The sequence below is a fragment of the Sphingosinicella sp. SM1-17 genome (assembly GCF_056821765.1).
Genome location: NZ_JBPDIO010000001.1, coordinates 385,956 through 399,254, shown reverse-complemented (window position 1 = coordinate 399,254; position 13,299 = coordinate 385,956). Strand labels below are relative to the sequence as shown.

At 63.4% G+C, this 13,299-nt stretch carries 15 protein-coding genes; 9 read left to right on the top strand and 6 right to left on the bottom strand.

Going from position 1 to position 13,299, the window contains the following annotated elements:
• Nucleotides 1-23 precede the first annotated feature (23 nt).
• On the bottom strand, nt 24-227 hold the full coding sequence (locus ACRYLT_RS02095; protein ID WP_482662456.1) for a NepR family anti-sigma factor: 204 nt from the start codon (nt 225-227) through the stop codon (nt 24-26).
• 291 nt (nt 228-518) lie between these two features.
• Here ACRYLT_RS02095 and ACRYLT_RS02090 point away from each other — a divergent pair, with 291 nt between their 5' ends.
• The 3 genes from ACRYLT_RS02090 (at nt 519) to ACRYLT_RS02080 (ending at nt 2,278) form a co-directional block, all read left to right on the top strand.
• Nucleotides 519-1,307 carry a response regulator gene (locus ACRYLT_RS02090; RefSeq protein ID WP_482662455.1) on the top strand — a complete coding sequence of 263 codons (789 nt, stop codon included), beginning with the start codon at nt 519-521 and terminating at the stop codon, nt 1,305-1,307.
• Nucleotides 1,308-1,378: 71 nt separating this feature from the next.
• Nucleotides 1,379-1,516 (top strand): hypothetical protein, encoded by a 138-nt coding sequence (locus ACRYLT_RS02085; RefSeq protein ID WP_482662454.1) that lies wholly within the window; start codon nt 1,379-1,381, stop codon nt 1,514-1,516.
• 78 nt (nt 1,517-1,594) lie between these two features.
• Nucleotides 1,595-2,278, top strand: coding sequence for a sigma-70 family RNA polymerase sigma factor (locus ACRYLT_RS02080; RefSeq protein ID WP_482662453.1), 684 nt, complete (start codon nt 1,595-1,597; stop codon nt 2,276-2,278).
• 12 nt (nt 2,279-2,290) lie between these two features.
• On the opposite strand, the gene ACRYLT_RS02075 is transcribed toward ACRYLT_RS02080, so the two are convergent.
• Nucleotides 2,291-2,440, bottom strand: a complete 150-nt coding sequence (locus ACRYLT_RS02075) for a hypothetical protein (RefSeq protein ID WP_482662452.1) — start codon at nt 2,438-2,440, stop codon at nt 2,291-2,293.
• Between the two features lie 106 nt (nt 2,441-2,546).
• Between ACRYLT_RS02075 and ACRYLT_RS02070 the strand changes: the two genes are divergently transcribed.
• The 3 genes from ACRYLT_RS02070 to ACRYLT_RS02060 all read left to right on the top strand — a co-directional run bounded on the left by ACRYLT_RS02070 (nt 2,547) and on the right by ACRYLT_RS02060 (nt 6,367).
• Nucleotides 2,547-5,252 carry a bifunctional [glutamine synthetase] adenylyltransferase/[glutamine synthetase]-adenylyl-L-tyrosine phosphorylase gene (locus tag ACRYLT_RS02070; RefSeq protein ID WP_482662451.1) on the top strand — a complete coding sequence of 902 codons (2,706 nt, stop codon included), beginning with the start codon at nt 2,547-2,549 and terminating at the stop codon, nt 5,250-5,252.
• Nucleotides 5,245-5,709 carry a peroxiredoxin gene (locus tag ACRYLT_RS02065; protein WP_482662450.1) on the top strand — a complete coding sequence of 155 codons (465 nt, stop codon included), beginning with the start codon at nt 5,245-5,247 and terminating at the stop codon, nt 5,707-5,709. Before ACRYLT_RS02070 ends, ACRYLT_RS02065 begins: the two co-directional genes overlap by 8 nt.
• Before the next feature lie 109 nt (nt 5,710-5,818).
• Complete coding sequence (locus ACRYLT_RS02060; RefSeq protein ID WP_482662449.1) at nt 5,819-6,367, top strand: hypothetical protein; 549 nt, start codon at nt 5,819-5,821, stop codon at nt 6,365-6,367.
• Here ACRYLT_RS02060 and purT read toward each other — a convergent pair.
• Nucleotides 6,355-7,530: a formate-dependent phosphoribosylglycinamide formyltransferase gene (purT, locus tag ACRYLT_RS02055; protein ID WP_482662448.1), complete on the bottom strand. Its 1,176-nt coding sequence runs from the start codon at nt 7,528-7,530 to the stop codon at nt 6,355-6,357. The two genes, ACRYLT_RS02060 and purT, sit on opposite strands and share 13 nt — an antisense overlap.
• A gap of 42 nt (nt 7,531-7,572) precedes the next feature.
• Between purT and ACRYLT_RS02050 the strand changes: the two genes are divergently transcribed.
• Together ACRYLT_RS02050 and ACRYLT_RS02045 are read left to right on the top strand one after the other, a co-directional pair.
• Entirely contained in the window at nt 7,573-8,376 is an 804-nt protein-coding gene (locus ACRYLT_RS02050) for a ferritin-like domain-containing protein (protein ID WP_482662447.1), read from the top strand.
• 128 nt (nt 8,377-8,504) lie between these two features.
• A complete protein-coding gene (locus ACRYLT_RS02045; protein WP_482662446.1) occupies nt 8,505-9,644 on the top strand; it encodes a peptidoglycan DD-metalloendopeptidase family protein in 1,140 nt (379 codons plus the stop codon).
• Between the two features lie 94 nt (nt 9,645-9,738).
• Here the strand turns inward: ACRYLT_RS02045 and purC are convergent, their stop codons facing one another.
• Nucleotides 9,739-10,518 carry a phosphoribosylaminoimidazolesuccinocarboxamide synthase gene (purC, locus tag ACRYLT_RS02040; RefSeq protein WP_482662445.1) on the bottom strand — a complete coding sequence of 260 codons (780 nt, stop codon included), beginning with the start codon at nt 10,516-10,518 and terminating at the stop codon, nt 9,739-9,741.
• A 134-nt stretch (nt 10,519-10,652) separates the two neighbouring features.
• On the opposite strand from purC, the gene ACRYLT_RS02035 reads away from it, so the two are divergent.
• The gene (locus tag ACRYLT_RS02035; protein WP_482662444.1) at nt 10,653-11,024 is read left to right on the top strand and encodes a VanZ family protein; all 372 of its coding nucleotides are present in this window, start codon (nt 10,653-10,655) and stop codon (nt 11,022-11,024) included.
• Here the strand turns inward: ACRYLT_RS02035 and kynU are convergent.
• Both kynU and ACRYLT_RS02025 read right to left on the bottom strand, forming a co-directional pair.
• Nucleotides 10,997-12,220, bottom strand: coding sequence for a kynureninase (gene kynU / locus ACRYLT_RS02030; RefSeq protein WP_482662443.1), 1,224 nt, complete (start codon nt 12,218-12,220; stop codon nt 10,997-10,999). The genes ACRYLT_RS02035 and kynU overlap by 28 nt on opposite strands.
• Nucleotides 12,217-13,182: an alpha/beta hydrolase gene (locus ACRYLT_RS02025; RefSeq protein ID WP_482662442.1), complete on the bottom strand. Its 966-nt coding sequence runs from the start codon at nt 13,180-13,182 to the stop codon at nt 12,217-12,219. The genes kynU and ACRYLT_RS02025 overlap by 4 nt, the downstream gene beginning before the upstream one ends.
• Between the last annotated feature and the right edge of the window lie 117 nt (nt 13,183-13,299).

Sequence of the window (13,299 nt, the reverse complement as noted above, 5' to 3'; positions counted from 1 at the left end):
TCGACGTCATCTAGCGCAGTGGATTATCCGAGCTTTCCGAGCAAATCGAGCATTTCCGGAGGTACGTCCTCGTTGATCACGCGCTGATAGGCGGAGCGCAACGCGTCCCCGACCGGCCCTTCCGCCGAACGCTTCTTCTTTTTTCCCGGGAGAGTTGCGTCGGCAGTCTCGCTATCGGGATCGGTTCGGCGCCTGCGCTGGCCTTCCCTGTCGTCCTGAAAGCTCAAGATCTCACACCCCTCGCGGCCTGCAGTGCCGCGCCCGCAGCTTGGTTCCGGTGTCTGAATGGAGCAGCCAGTTTAGCCATCCCGCCCGCAGGCAACAGACACGGCGGCCCGATTACCGGGACCGCGCGGACTTGGAAACAAAAAAGTCCGACGATGGTTCCAGCCTTTTGCGAGGACGGGGAGGGATTGCCCATGCCTGTCGTTCGCTCACCTTTGCCCCATTCGCGGGGCTTGCATTGAGTCTGCCCAGCATCCCATAGGCAGGCAGGGATCGTATAGGAGTCGCAACGAATGTCGCTTGGCCAGGAACTCGCGCCCCACCTTCCATTTCTTCGGCGCTACGCGCGCGCCCTCACCGGAAGCCAGACTCATGGCGACAATTTCGTCCGCGCGACGCTGGAAGCGATCGTCGCTGCTCCCGACGATTTCCCGCGCGACGTGGATCCGCGACTCGGTCTTTACCGGACGTTTCACGCAATCTGGTCCTCCGCCAATATCGAGGAGGAGCCCGGTCATGTCGATGGCGCGGAGGGAATCGCTCAGGCGCGCCTTGCTCGGATCACTCCGCTGTCCCGTCAGGCGCTTCTGCTGACGGCAATGGAAGGCTTCACGCCGGAGGATGCCGGTTACCTGATCGGGGCTTCTCCCGATGAGGTCGAGCGGCTGGTGGCTGAAGCTCTCGCGGAGATCGAGCGCCAGACTCGGGCCGAAGTGCTGATCATCGAGGACGAGCCGATCATCGCCATGGACATCGAGACGATCGTTCGCGATCTCGGCCATAACGTAACCGGAGTCGCCGTGACTCGCGATGAGGCCGTTCAGCAGGCCATGGCCCGCCGCCCCGGGCTGGTTCTTGCGGATATTCAACTTGCCGACGACAGTTCCGGAATCGATGCGGTGAAGGACATTCTTCAGGAGTTTCAGGTGCCGGTGATTTTCATCACCGCCTTCCCCGAGCGACTGCTGACCGGCGAACGGCCAGAGCCGACCTTCCTCATCACCAAGCCGTTCCAGCGTTCGACCGTCAAGGCCGCGATCGCTCAAGCCCTGTTCTTCGACCGGGCGACGGTTCCGGCCTGAACTTCGGAACCCGCCGGGCGAGCGGGCGTTCCCACGCTGTAACAAAGGGAACCTGAAGAGCGGCGGCAGCAATGAACCAAGAACCTGATCATATCAACACGACCCGCGCGCGTGCCGGCACCACGCCGCACATGACTCGCTACATCCTTGCCTGGGGTGTTGGTCTGATCGTCATAATCTTCGGCATCTTGTTGCTTGTCTGGCAGTGAGGTCTATCTTGACGGCCAGGCGTCGAGCGGCGCTGGTGTCGCAATCCCTTGTTGCGTGGGTAAGGTAGGGGCATGTTGATGGCGGGCGGAAAGCCGGCGGAAGCTGAAGTTGAGGAAAGCCGCGCCACAGGAAGCAGCGACGGCGGTGCGCCGGTGCCGCTCTCCGATAGCGACTTCAAGGAGCAGCTTGCTCAGGTGATTCCGCACCTTCGAGCGTTCGGACGCTCGCTATCCGGCAGCCGCGACCTCGCCGATGATCTGGTTCAGGAAACCTTGCTCAAGGCGTGGGCGGCCCGGAAGCGCTTTCAGGCCGGCACCAACATGCGAGCGTGGACCTTCATCATCCTTCGCAACCTGTTCCTGAGCCAGATGCGTCGGGCGCGCTTCAAGGGCGAATGGGACGAGATTACCGCTTCCCGGCTGCTCGCCGCTCCCGCAAGCCAGGACAGGCATATCGAGCTCTCCGACATGCAACGCGCCTTGTTGCACTTGCCGCAGCCTCAGCGCGAGGCGCTCATCCTCGTCGGCGCCGGCGGATTCGCTTATGAGGAGGCGGCGGAGATCTGCGGGTGCGCCGTCGGAACGATCAAGAGCCGGGTGGCGCGCGGCCGAGTGGCGCTCGAACATCTGCTGAGCGAGGGTAAGCTTCCCTCCAGGCGAAGCCAGGCGAGCAGCGACCGTTCGGCGCTTCAGACGATTATGGGCGAGGTCGACGAACTCAGCCGCGACCGCGATCCCACGGAAGACCCGGAAGTCGAATAAGACTGTTTCGCCTCAGTCGAGGCGAGCGAGCAGATCCTCGAACCGCTTGAGCGAACGCAGCTCCCGGTCCATCGTGAAGGCATGGCGCAAAGCGTCTCCGATGCCCGCATGAACGGTGGGCGGAGCCACCTTCACGAAGCGGCGGGAGGCGAAATCTGCCATCTCTTCTTTGCTCGAATCCATCTTTTCCACGGCACCCTAACGAATGTTCACTGGTCCGGGTTGCAAATGTTGCGTTAGATCAACGGAAAGGTGACGTGGCCGTGGCATGAATGAGACACATTGTGAAGGACGCGTTAAGGCCTCGATTGAGCGCGCTCACGCTTATTCCCCCTTTCTGCGCCGTCAGCTCGAGCATTTTCCCGAAGTCGCGGACCTGATCGCACGCGGCGAGGTCGATCAAGCTCTCGCGGCGGCTCGGAGCGCCGGAGAAGGTTGCGAGCCGATGGTCGCTCTTCGCCGGGAACGAAGCGCTCACGCCCTTGCGATAGGCCTCGCCGATCTCGCCGGCCTGTTCTCGCTGGAGCAGGCGATGTCCGAACTTTCGGATTTGGCCGAGCGTTCGCTGGGACAAGCCCTAGCCGCCGCCTTCGCCGAGAGAACGCCCGATCAACCGATGCAAGGCTTCGCCATCATCGCCCTCGGCAAGCTCGGCGGGCGTGAGCTCAACTATTCATCGGACGTTGATCTGATCTTCCTTCACGATCCTGGAACCCTTCCGCGTCGCCCGAGGGAGGAGCCCGATCAGGCGGCGCTTCGACTTGCGCAACGGATCGTCGAGCTGCTTCAAAAGCGAACGGAGGACGGCTACGCCTTCCGAGTCGACTTGCGGCTTCGCCCTTCGCCAGAGGTCACGCCCATCGCTCTGCCGGTCGATGCGGCGATCAGCTACTACGAATCGAGCGCTCTGCCGTGGGAGCGCGCCGCTTTCATTCGCTCAAGACATGTTGCCGGCGATCCTGCCCTCGGCCGCTACTTTCTCGATGCGGTGCATCCATTCGTTTGGAGGCGTTCGCTGGACTTCGGAGCGATCGAGGAAATCCAGTCGATCACTCGCCGGATCCGCGACCATTATGCCCAGGGGCAGAGATTCGGCCCCGGCTATGACCTCAAGAGGGGCCGCGGTGGAATCCGCGAAACGGAGTTTTTTGCCCAAATCCACCAGTTGATCCACGGAGGACGGGAACCGCAGCTCCGGGTCGCCGGAACGGTGGAGGCCCTGCAAGCGCTCGCGGCAGCCGGGCGGATCGGTGGCGACGATTCTCGAGTCCTGATTGACGCCTACCGACTGCTCAGGACGATGGAACATCGGCTTCAGATGGTGGAGGACCAGCAAACCCATCGTCTGCCGACCGACGCCGACGCGCTCGACAACGTCGCTCGACTGCACGGTTTCTCCAATGGTCGCGAACTTCTTGCCGGCGTCGAACCACATGTCAGCAGAGTCGCCTTGATCTACGACATGTTGGGGTCTGACGAGGATGATCGACTTCCTGAGGGTGAAGCCCTGGAGGAAAGACTTGCGCGGCTTCGCTTTGCCGAGCCGGCCGCGATACGTGCGCGGATCGACGGCTGGCGGTCAGGCCGGGCCCGATCGCTTCGAACCGCACCGGCACGGGAGGCTTTCGAGTCGATGCTTCCGACCCTGATCGAGTCCTTCGCCGCGGCCCCAGACCCGATTCGCGCGATGAACCGGTTCGAGGACGTCATCGATCGCCTGCCGAGCGGAGTGAATTTCTACCGGCTGCTGCAGGCGCGTCCAGGGCTCACGCAGCATCTTGGCTTGATACTCAGCCATGCACCGACGCTGGCGGAGCAGCTGGGACGCCGGCCGGAGCTTCTCGACGGCTTGATCGACACCAGCGCGTTCGCGCCGGTCCCTCCGGTGGAAGCGCTTGTCCGCGACTTCCGGCAACGGGAGCGGGCGCAGGAGGACTATCAGCAGGTCCTCGACCGGGTTCGGCGACGGGTGAACGAGCGCCGGTTCGCACTCGGGGTCCAGCTTATCGCCGCCCGCACTGATCCGATCGAAGCTGCTGAAGGCTATTCCCGAATCGCCGAGGCGGCGATCAATGTGCTTGCCGCGGCCGCGGTCGCGGAGTTCGAGAAGCAGCACGGCCGAGTTCCAGGCTCGGAACTGCTGATCCTGGGGCTTGGAAGGCTAGGTGGCGAAGCTCTGACCTATGCGTCCGACCTCGATATCATCTATCTTTTCACCGGGACGCACGAAGCCGAGTCCGACGGACCCAAGCCTCTCGGAGCGACCGACTATTTCAACCGTCTGGCGCCACGCGTCAGTGCGGCGTTGAGCGTACCGACCGCCGCCGGACCGCTATACGAGGTGGATACCCGCTTGAGGCCCTCCGGAAGAGACGGCCTGCTGGCGATCAGCACCGACAGCTTCGAAAGCTATCAGCGTGACAAGGCATGGACCTTTGAGCATATGGCGCTGCTCCGGGCTCGGCCTGTTTTCGGCTCTCCAGAAGGCCAAGCGGAGCTCTCCGACATCATCAAGCGAGTGCTTCGGCTGCCGCACGATCCACCCAAGGTGATTGCCGATACCGCAAGAATGAGAAGGGAGATCGCCACCCACAAGCCACCACGAGGGCCGTTCGACATCAAGCTCGGCGAAGGTGGTCTCGTCGACCTGGAATTCGCCGTGCAGACGCTGCAGCTTTGTCATGGAATCGGGCTTGATCCCCATCTGGAGGTGGCACTGGCCGAGCTCGCTGGGGCAGGTCTCGTCCCGGAAGCGATCGATCCGGCTCTCCGATTGCTGACCCGGATGCTCGTCATGATACGGCTGGTCGCTCCGGATGCCCTCGAGCCTCCGGAAGCTTCGCGCCAGCTGGTCGCGCGCTCCTGCGGGGCGGAAAACTGGGAGGACCTGCTTGCGGCCCATGAGGGGGCGCGGCAGAGGATATCCGCTCTGTGGCACAAGGTGCGCTCGGCTGAAGGAGATATCAATGCTTAGCGAAGGTGATCGGGTGCCCGACGTCAAACTCGTCGCGATGAATGGAGAATCGGTCAGCCCGGCGGACTTTGGCGGCAACAAGCTGGTACTCTATTTCTATCCCAAGGACGACACGTCCGGCTGCACACGCGAGGCGCAGGATTTCACATCGCTGGCTGAAGAGTTCGAGAAAGCAGGCACATGGATCCTCGGTGTTTCCAAGGACAGTCCGACCAGTCACGCCAAGTTCGCGAACAAATTTGACCTCAAGGTCGGGCTGGCGAGCGACACGGATGGAACGGCGTGCGAGGCGTTCGGGACCTGGGTCGAGAAGTCGATGTACGGCCGCAAATATATGGGGATCGAACGCGCCACCTTTCTCGTCGACCGGGATGGGGTCGTGAAACGCGTCTGGCGCAAGGTGAAGGTGCCGGGGCATGCCGAGGAAGTGTTGAAGGCCGCTCGCGAACTGGCTTGATTCCGACAACTCGCCGCCGTCCTGATCAGAACCCGAGGGTCTGCGTCGGATTTTCGACTGGGCGTTGGAAGCCGGGGAACGGCACGTCCGGCGCTTTCGTTGTCGTTGCATGGCGAACATCATCACATTGCCGGTGCTTGGCGCCGCGTTGCTGGTGGCGGCGGGAACCGGCGTCTATCTCGGCGAAAGCTCCATCGACCTGATCAAGCCGATCCATTTTCAGGGGCCGGCCCTTCATCCCCGCGATCGCGGTGCAGCGATCGATCCGGTTTCGATCCTGCCACGCGAGGCGAGCTTCGGCGATCTATATGGATGGGCAGAGGGCAACGAAGCGTTCTCTCGGGACTGCGGCGACTGCGAAGCGCTGAGCGCGCGCGATACTTATGCCTATTCCGCCGTCGTTCCCTATTTTGGACCAAGCGAGGATGATTCCGTCCCGACAGAGCCTGTGCTTGCGCAAGCCGAAGTCGAGCGTGCGGAGACTCCGCCCAGAGCGCTCGAGGCATCGGCGAGGATCGAGCGCTACGCCCGCTATCCCGTGAGCACTGACGAGGCGTCGGACTATCCCGACTACAAATCGCGCGACGTCTATGTCGAAGAGCAAGCCTATTCGGCGGAAGAAGAGGAAGAGATGCGCGCCGGCGCTTATGCGGAGTAGACGATCCGGACCTTGCTTGCGGCTGCGCTCGCCAGGGCTCGTGCCTCTTCGACACTGCCGGCGCGAGCCAATGCCACGCCCATTCGGCGGTTTTTCCGAGTAACGGGCTTGCCAAAGATTCGAAGGTCCACTTCCGCTTCCGAGCTACCCAAAGCAAGCGCTTCAGAAAGACCCTGGTAGCGGAAGGCGTCCGCCTCCCGGTCGGCCAGGATGACGGCTGAGGCTGAGGCTCCCTCGATCCGTATGGCCGGGATCGGCAGGCCCATCACGGCGCGGGCGTGGAGATCGAACTCGGACAGGTTCTGCGAGACCAGGGTGACCATTCCCGTGTCGTGCGGGCGCGGTGACAGCTCGGAAAAGATCGCCTCGTCGCCTCGAACGAAGAATTCGACGCCGAATATCCCGTGCCCGCCGAGATCGTCGACGACCCGACGTGCCATTTCCTGAGCCTGGCTGAGCGCGAGCGCAGACATTGGCATTGGCTGCCAGCTTTCCTGATAATCGCCGCGCTCCTGCCGATGCCCGATCGGCGGACAGAAGAGAACAGCGTCACATGTGCGTACCGTCAGCAGGGTGATTTCGTAGTCGAAGGCGATGAACTCCTCGACGATGACTCGTGGGCGGTCGCCACGCATGTTGGCCACGGCATGGTCCCAGGCGCTGTCGAGTTCCGCAGCCGTCGTGGCGGTGCTCTGGCCCTTCCCCGACGAAGACATGACCGGCTTCACCACACAGGGGAGGCCGGTATGCTCGGCCGCGGCGCGCACTTCGGCAAGGCTCTCGGCAAAGCGGTAGCGCGACGTGCGCAGCCCCAATTGTTCAGCGGCAAGGGACCGGATCGCGTCCCGGTTCATCGTCATCGCCGTGGCGCGAGCGGACGGGACGACCTTCCAGCCCTCCGATTCCAAGGCCTGAAGTTCTTCCGTCCGGATCGCTTCGACTTCGGGCACGATATAGTCCGGCCGGTGTTTCTCGATGGCCGCACGAAGCCGGAGCCGATCGAGCATGGGGAAGACTTCGAAAGCGTCGGCAACCTGCATTGCCGGCGCAGCGACGTAGGAGTCGCAGGCGATCACGAACGCGCCGAGGCGCTTGGCGGAGATGGCGAACTCCTTGCCCAGTTCGCCGGACCCGAGCAGCAGGATTTTGGCGGTGAAAGTCATGACCGACGCCGGTACAGGCCATGATCGATGGAAGGAAGAGGTGTGAGTTCGATCGCCCAGGCGTGTCGTGCGGTACTGCTTTCGGCGGAGCCGCAGGCGAAAGTGAAGTCGGCTCGATGGGCGGCAAGATCATGGCGGCAAGGCCGATTGGAGCATCGCTTCGACGTGGCGATGCCGGATCGTCCCGCTCGCCCCGAGCGGCCGATCCTGCTGCCGCCTTCACGAATGCCGAAGCGAGGCAAAGCCGGTTCCGATCGAAGCCGAGTCGCCCTGATCCATGCGCTCGCGCATATCGAATTCGTGGCGATCGACCTTGCCTTCGACATGGCCGGAAGGTTCGGGGCCGATTTTCCGTCCGAGTTCATCGACGACTGGATCTCGGTAGGTGCGGACGAAGCGATGCACTTCGTCCTGCTCGATCGGCGATTGCGAACATTGGGCTCCGCTTATGGCGCGCTTCCTGCCCATGACGGCTTGTGGGAGGCCGCCGAGAAGACGCGCGGAGATCCGCTCGCCCGATTGGCCGTCGTTCCGATGGTACTCGAGGCCCGGGGGCTCGACGTCACGCCTTCGACGATCGCGAGCCTCGAAAGGGCCGGCGACGACCGGTCGGCTGCTATCCTGCAGCGCATCTACAACGACGAAATCCGGCACGTCGCGGCGGGAACTCACTGGTTCCGCAGCGGCTGCGAATCCCGCGATTTGGCCGTCGTTTCGCACTGGCAACAACTGATCCGGGAGCATTTCCGGGGCTTGCTTAAGCCGCCATTCAACGACTCAGCGCGCGACCAAGCCGGTCTATCCCGCGATTTCTACCAAGGGGTTGCCCGGGTCGGAGATGTTTAACACTCTCCAGCCACACGTTCGGGGTGGGCACCTTCCGACGTAAATCGAGCGGGCGAAAGCCCAGGAACTGAATCAGTCGGCCGACATGCGCGGCTGCGCGGCCTGTTGTGGGTCGACCGGGGAAAATGATGACGACTTTTGCTTCGACGACCAACGCGAACCCAAGCGTGAAGTTCCGCAGCCTCTTCAAACCACGCGATATTTTCCTGCACGACGGGAAGAGCCTTCGCCGGTTCACGGTCGGCGCCCGAGTGCAGATGGCGGCGGCTCTTGTTGCTCTTGTTCTGCTCGTCTGGTCGGTCTTCGCTACCTTTCAGGCCGTCAGCGCGATGAACGGCGATGTGGTGCAGATGGAGCGTCAGGTGGCGCAAATGCGGGCCGATGTTGACGCCATGAAGGCTCAGGCGCGGCAGCATGCCGCGCTGCTCGAGCGTCGCCAGGCTTTCCTTGTTCAAGTCCTTTCCGGACAGGCTGAGGCGGATGAGCTTGCCGCGCTTCTTCCCGAAGCTCAACCGGCAGCGCACGATCCGCTCTCGCAGCAATATGCCCAGGTCGATCGCATGCAGATGATGATCGCCGAACGCGCCCAGGATCTGGCCACCCAGCGCTATCGCGAGACTGTCGAGACGATCCGACGGCTCGGGTTCAATCCCGCCCGATTCCACCGCTCCAGCGGTGTCGGCGGGCCCTATGAGGCGGTTTCGCAGTCGGAGAATGCCGATCCCCGGTTCCGCGAACTGTTTGCGAGCTGGCGTCGTCTCGAGCAGCTCGAGCAGGGCGTTGCCGCCATTCCCTCGGCCCAGCCGCTGCGGGACCGAGCCAATCTCACCAGCGGCTTCGGCGTGCGTTCTGACCCTTTCCGGGGTCGGTCGGCGATGCACGCCGGCGTCGACCTTGCCGGGCCCGTCGGAACGCCGATTTACGCTACCGCCGACGGCCTGGTGAACCGCGCCGAATATGCCGGCGCCTACGGCAATCTGGTCGAGATCAACCACGGCCAGGGCATCCAGACCCGCTACGGCCACATGTCGCGGATGGCGGTTCGCGCCGGCCAGCGCGTGAGTCGCGGTGAGCTGATCGGCTATATGGGGTCGACAGGCCGCTCGACGGGCAGCCACCTTCATTATGAGGTCCGGATCGATGGTCGGGCCGTTAACCCGATCCCGTTCATGCAGTCGGACGACGTTCTGCTGGCGGTGCAGCGCCGCTCGGGAGGCGCTCCGCTGGCGGCGACGGCGATCGGTGGTCCGGGCGGCGGCTCGCGCTGAGCTTCAGCGCAGCAGAAAAGCGAAAGGCCCCGTCGGCTGGACGGGGCCTTTTGCGTTGTTCAAGCTCCGGTCCGGAACTGCGGCAAACGGTCGGCTATTTGCCGCGCATCTTGCGGTGCGAGTCGAGGTCGAGCACCATGTTGGTCTCGCCTTCCTTGAGCAGCCCCAGCCGGCGCGCCACTTCCTGGTAAGCTTCGGCCTCGCCGCCGAGGTCGCGACGGAATCGGTCCTTGTCGAGTTTCTCGCCTGAGCTCATGTCCCACAGTCGGCAGCCATCGGGGCTGATCTCGTCGGCAAGAATGATGCGGCTGTAATCATTCTCCCACAGCCGCCCGAATTCGAGCTTGAAGTCGACGAGACGAATGCCGATGCCGGCAAACAGACCGGTCATGAAGTCGTTGATCCGGATCGCCATGTCGGCGATGTCGTTCATTTCCTCCTGGCTAGCCCAGCCGAAGCAGGCGATATGCTCGTCGGCAATCATCGGATCGCCGAGCGCATCGTCCTTGTAGTAATATTCGATGATCGTTCGAGGCAGCTGCGTGCCTTCTTCGATCCCGAGCCGCTGCGACAACGATCCTGCGGCGACATTCCTCACCACCACTTCGATCGGAACGATCTCCACCTGCCGGATCAGCTGTTCGCGCATGTTCAGGCGACGCACGAAATGAGTCGGGATTCCGATCTGCCCGAGCAGGGTGAAGATATGTTCCGAAATGCGGTTGTTGAGGACCCCCTTGCCCGCAATCTGACCACGCTTCTGCGCGTTGAACGCGGTAGCGTCATCCTTGAAATATTGAATGAGGGTGCCAGGCTCCGGACCTTCATAGAGGATCTTGGCCTTGCCCTCGTAGATCATGCGTCGGCGGGACATGGTCAAAGCTCCGGTCAGGCTGCAGTGGCACCCCGGAAGGACCGAGGCTGGAAGGACCGGCTCTATATAGGAGCGACTTCGGTTGGGCAAACAGGCGGCTTGTTTCCTCCTGGTGCCGACGCCAAGGCAGCTTGATGGACCGGATCCGCCCTTTCCTGCGCCTCGTCTTCTGGGCGGCGGCGGCTTTCGCTCTGGTGATGGCGCTGCTTCCGCGCCCGCTCCATCTGCCGGGGAATCCGAGCGACAAGATTCAGCACATTATGGCTTTTGCCGAGCTTACCGGGCTCGCGCTGCTGGCCTATCCGCGAATCTCGCTGTTGCGCCTCGGCTTGTATCTAACCGCTTTGGGCGCAGCGATCGAATCGCTGCAACTGATCCCCGCTCTTCATCGGGATGGACAGTGGATGGACTGGCTGGCCGATGTTGCCGCCGTCCTAGTCGTGATCGGTGCAGCGGCCCTTGTGCGACGGTCAAGATCCTACGTCACCTTGCCGCGCACGGAATAAATCGGGTCCCGCCAGCGACCCGTTTCGAGGATCCGCGACAGCCGCTCTACCGCGTTCCAGATGTCCTCGAAGCCGAGATAAAGCGGAGTGAGACCGAAACGGATGACGTCGGGAGCGCGGAAGTCGCCGATCACGTTATCCGCAATCAGCGCCTGGCACAGCTCGAAGGCAGCAGGATGGCTGAAGGAGATATGGCTCCCGCGCTGCTCTTCGCCTCGCGGCGTGATGCAGGCAAGTTCCGGACAGCGCTGCTCGACCAGGCCGAAAAAGACGTCGAACATCGCTCGCGACTTGGTCCATAGCCGCTCCATGGTGACGTCTTCGAAGGCATCCACTCCGCTTTCCAGCGCGATGAGCCCGAGGATGGGCGGGGTGCCGGCCAGAAACCGGTCGATCCCCGGGGCGGGGCGATAATCGTCGGTGAAGGCGAACGGCTCGGCATGGCCCATCCAGCCACGGAGGGGCGAAGACAGTTGGTCCTGGAGCGTCTCGGCTACGTAAAGGAATGCCGGAGCGCCGGGGCCCCCGTTCAGATATTTGTAGCCGCAGCCGACGGCGAGCTCGACTCCGGCTTCGTTGAGGTGAAGCGGAACGGCGCCGACACTGTGGCTGAGATCCCAAACGACGCGCGCTCCGGCCGACTTCGCCCGAGCGGTGACATCGGCCATGTCGAAGCGCTCGGCGGTCTTGTAATGGACATGGGTGAGAAGCAGCAAATTGGTGTCGGGGCCAATCCGCCCTTCCACTTCGCTGCGTGGAGCGATGTCGAGCCGCAGGTCCATCAGCTCGGCGACTCCGCTGGCGATGTGCAGGTCGGTGTGGAAATTGCCGGCTTCCGAGAGCAAGGCGGGCCGGTCCGACAGGCGCGCCGCCGCCACGAGGAGCTTGAACAGGTTCACCGAAGTGGAGTCGGTGACGATCACCTCGTTCGGCTTCGCACCGATCAGCGCCGCGATCTTGGCGCCGATGCGCTGCGGTGCCCCGATCCAGTCGCGGCTGTTCCAGCTTCGGATCAGTTCCTCGCCCCACTCCTCGGCGACGACCTGCTGCAGGCGTGCCGCCGTCGCTCTGGGTAGTGGGCCAAGCGAGTTGCCGTCGAGGTAGATGAGGCTTTCGGGAAGGTGGAACCGGTCACGAAGCGACCGCAGCGGATCGGCGGCATCCGCGGCTCTGGCCTCGGGAAGGGTGAAGGTCATCGGCCCAGCGCCCTTTCTATTTCCTCGACCGCTGCCACCCATGCTGCGGTTTCAGGAGCGATCAGCTCCACATGGCCGGTCTGATCGATCATTCGCACCCTCACCTCGTCGCCAGCCGCTCGCATGCGCGAGGCATAATCGTGGGCATAATGCGTCGGAATGATTCGGTCCTGAAGCCCGTTGATCAGAACCTGCGCGACGCCGAGCGGCGCCAAGCGCGGGACCGAGGTCTCGGCGTACCGGCCGCCCGAAATGCGGTTGACCACCTCGGTTCCGCAGCCACTGCCCGGTGGGCGCGCCGCTTCTTCCAGATCGGGAAGCCCACCAAGGCTGACCACGGCCTGGATCGGGATGGGGTCAGGCCGGTGCAGCGGCGAGTCGGTCGACAGGCGCGGCCGCGCTGCGAGCCAGAGCGCCAGATGTCCGCCCGCGGAATGGCCGGTGGCTACGAGGCGAGAAATGTCGAGATTGTGCCGGGCGGCCTGATCGCGCAGCGAATCGGCGGCCGCTGCGACATCGATGAAGGTGCCGGGATAGCCGCCGCCGCGATCGACGCCGCGATAGTCGATGTTCCACACGGCGATTCCGCGTCGGCGCAGATCCTCGGCGATCCAGTTCATGATCGTTCGATCGGCTATCTCCGTTTGCCAACAGCCGCCATGAACCATGAGGACCGTAGGATGCGGTCCGCGCCCCTCGGGGAGCCAGAGATCGACAATCTGCAGCGGATCGGCGCCATAGCTTATCGTGTCACTCGGCTGGGGGCGTGGCCGCTCCAGCAGATCCGGCCAGGCCATCGGGAAGTCGCCAGCTTCCCTGGATCCCGGATTCTGCTTCGGGGAAGCCATTTCGTTCGGGATTCGCTCTGGGCCGCTTGCGCCGGGATCGCCGTTCGTGGTCACGCTACAAGCGGCTAGAGCGGCGGCGAGGGTGAGGGCAAGCGCTTTTCTGGAGCCGATCATCGCCGCTCCTTGGCGCATTTCGGGCGCTGCCGCTATGGCCCGATCATGGCAGGCAATGTGCTCGTACGGTGTGCAGTCGCCAGCTCCCGATCCGCAACGGGATCCGAAGGAAACAGG

Excerpts from the sequence above, each read along its gene's own strand:
- ACRYLT_RS02090 (WP_482662455.1), top strand. The coding sequence starts at position 519 with ATGTCGCTTGGCCAGGAACTCGCGCCCCACCTTCCATTTCTTCGGCGC.
- ACRYLT_RS02045 (WP_482662446.1), top strand. The coding sequence starts at position 8,505 with ATGACGACTTTTGCTTCGACGACCAACGCGAACCCAAGCGTGAAGTTC.
- ACRYLT_RS02075 (WP_482662452.1), bottom strand. The coding sequence starts at position 2,440 with ATGGCAGATTTCGCCTCCCGCCGCTTCGTGAAGGTGGCTCCGCCCACC.
- purT (WP_482662448.1), bottom strand. The coding sequence starts at position 7,530 with ATGACTTTCACCGCCAAAATCCTGCTGCTCGGGTCCGGCGAACTGGGC.
- kynU (WP_482662443.1), bottom strand. The coding sequence starts at position 12,220 with ATGACCTTCACCCTTCCCGAGGCCAGAGCCGCGGATGCCGCCGATCCG.
- purC (WP_482662445.1), bottom strand. The coding sequence starts at position 10,518 with ATGTCCCGCCGACGCATGATCTACGAGGGCAAGGCCAAGATCCTCTAT.
- ACRYLT_RS02080 (WP_482662453.1), top strand. The coding sequence starts at position 1,595 with ATGGCGGGCGGAAAGCCGGCGGAAGCTGAAGTTGAGGAAAGCCGCGCC.
- ACRYLT_RS02070 (WP_482662451.1), top strand. The coding sequence starts at position 2,547 with ATGAATGAGACACATTGTGAAGGACGCGTTAAGGCCTCGATTGAGCGC.
- ACRYLT_RS02060 (WP_482662449.1), top strand. The coding sequence starts at position 5,819 with ATGGCGAACATCATCACATTGCCGGTGCTTGGCGCCGCGTTGCTGGTG.
- ACRYLT_RS02085 (WP_482662454.1), top strand. The coding sequence starts at position 1,379 with ATGAACCAAGAACCTGATCATATCAACACGACCCGCGCGCGTGCCGGC.
- ACRYLT_RS02025 (WP_482662442.1), bottom strand. The coding sequence starts at position 13,182 with ATGATCGGCTCCAGAAAAGCGCTTGCCCTCACCCTCGCCGCCGCTCTA.
- ACRYLT_RS02035 (WP_482662444.1), top strand. The coding sequence starts at position 10,653 with ATGGACCGGATCCGCCCTTTCCTGCGCCTCGTCTTCTGGGCGGCGGCG.
- ACRYLT_RS02065 (WP_482662450.1), top strand. The coding sequence starts at position 5,245 with ATGCTTAGCGAAGGTGATCGGGTGCCCGACGTCAAACTCGTCGCGATG.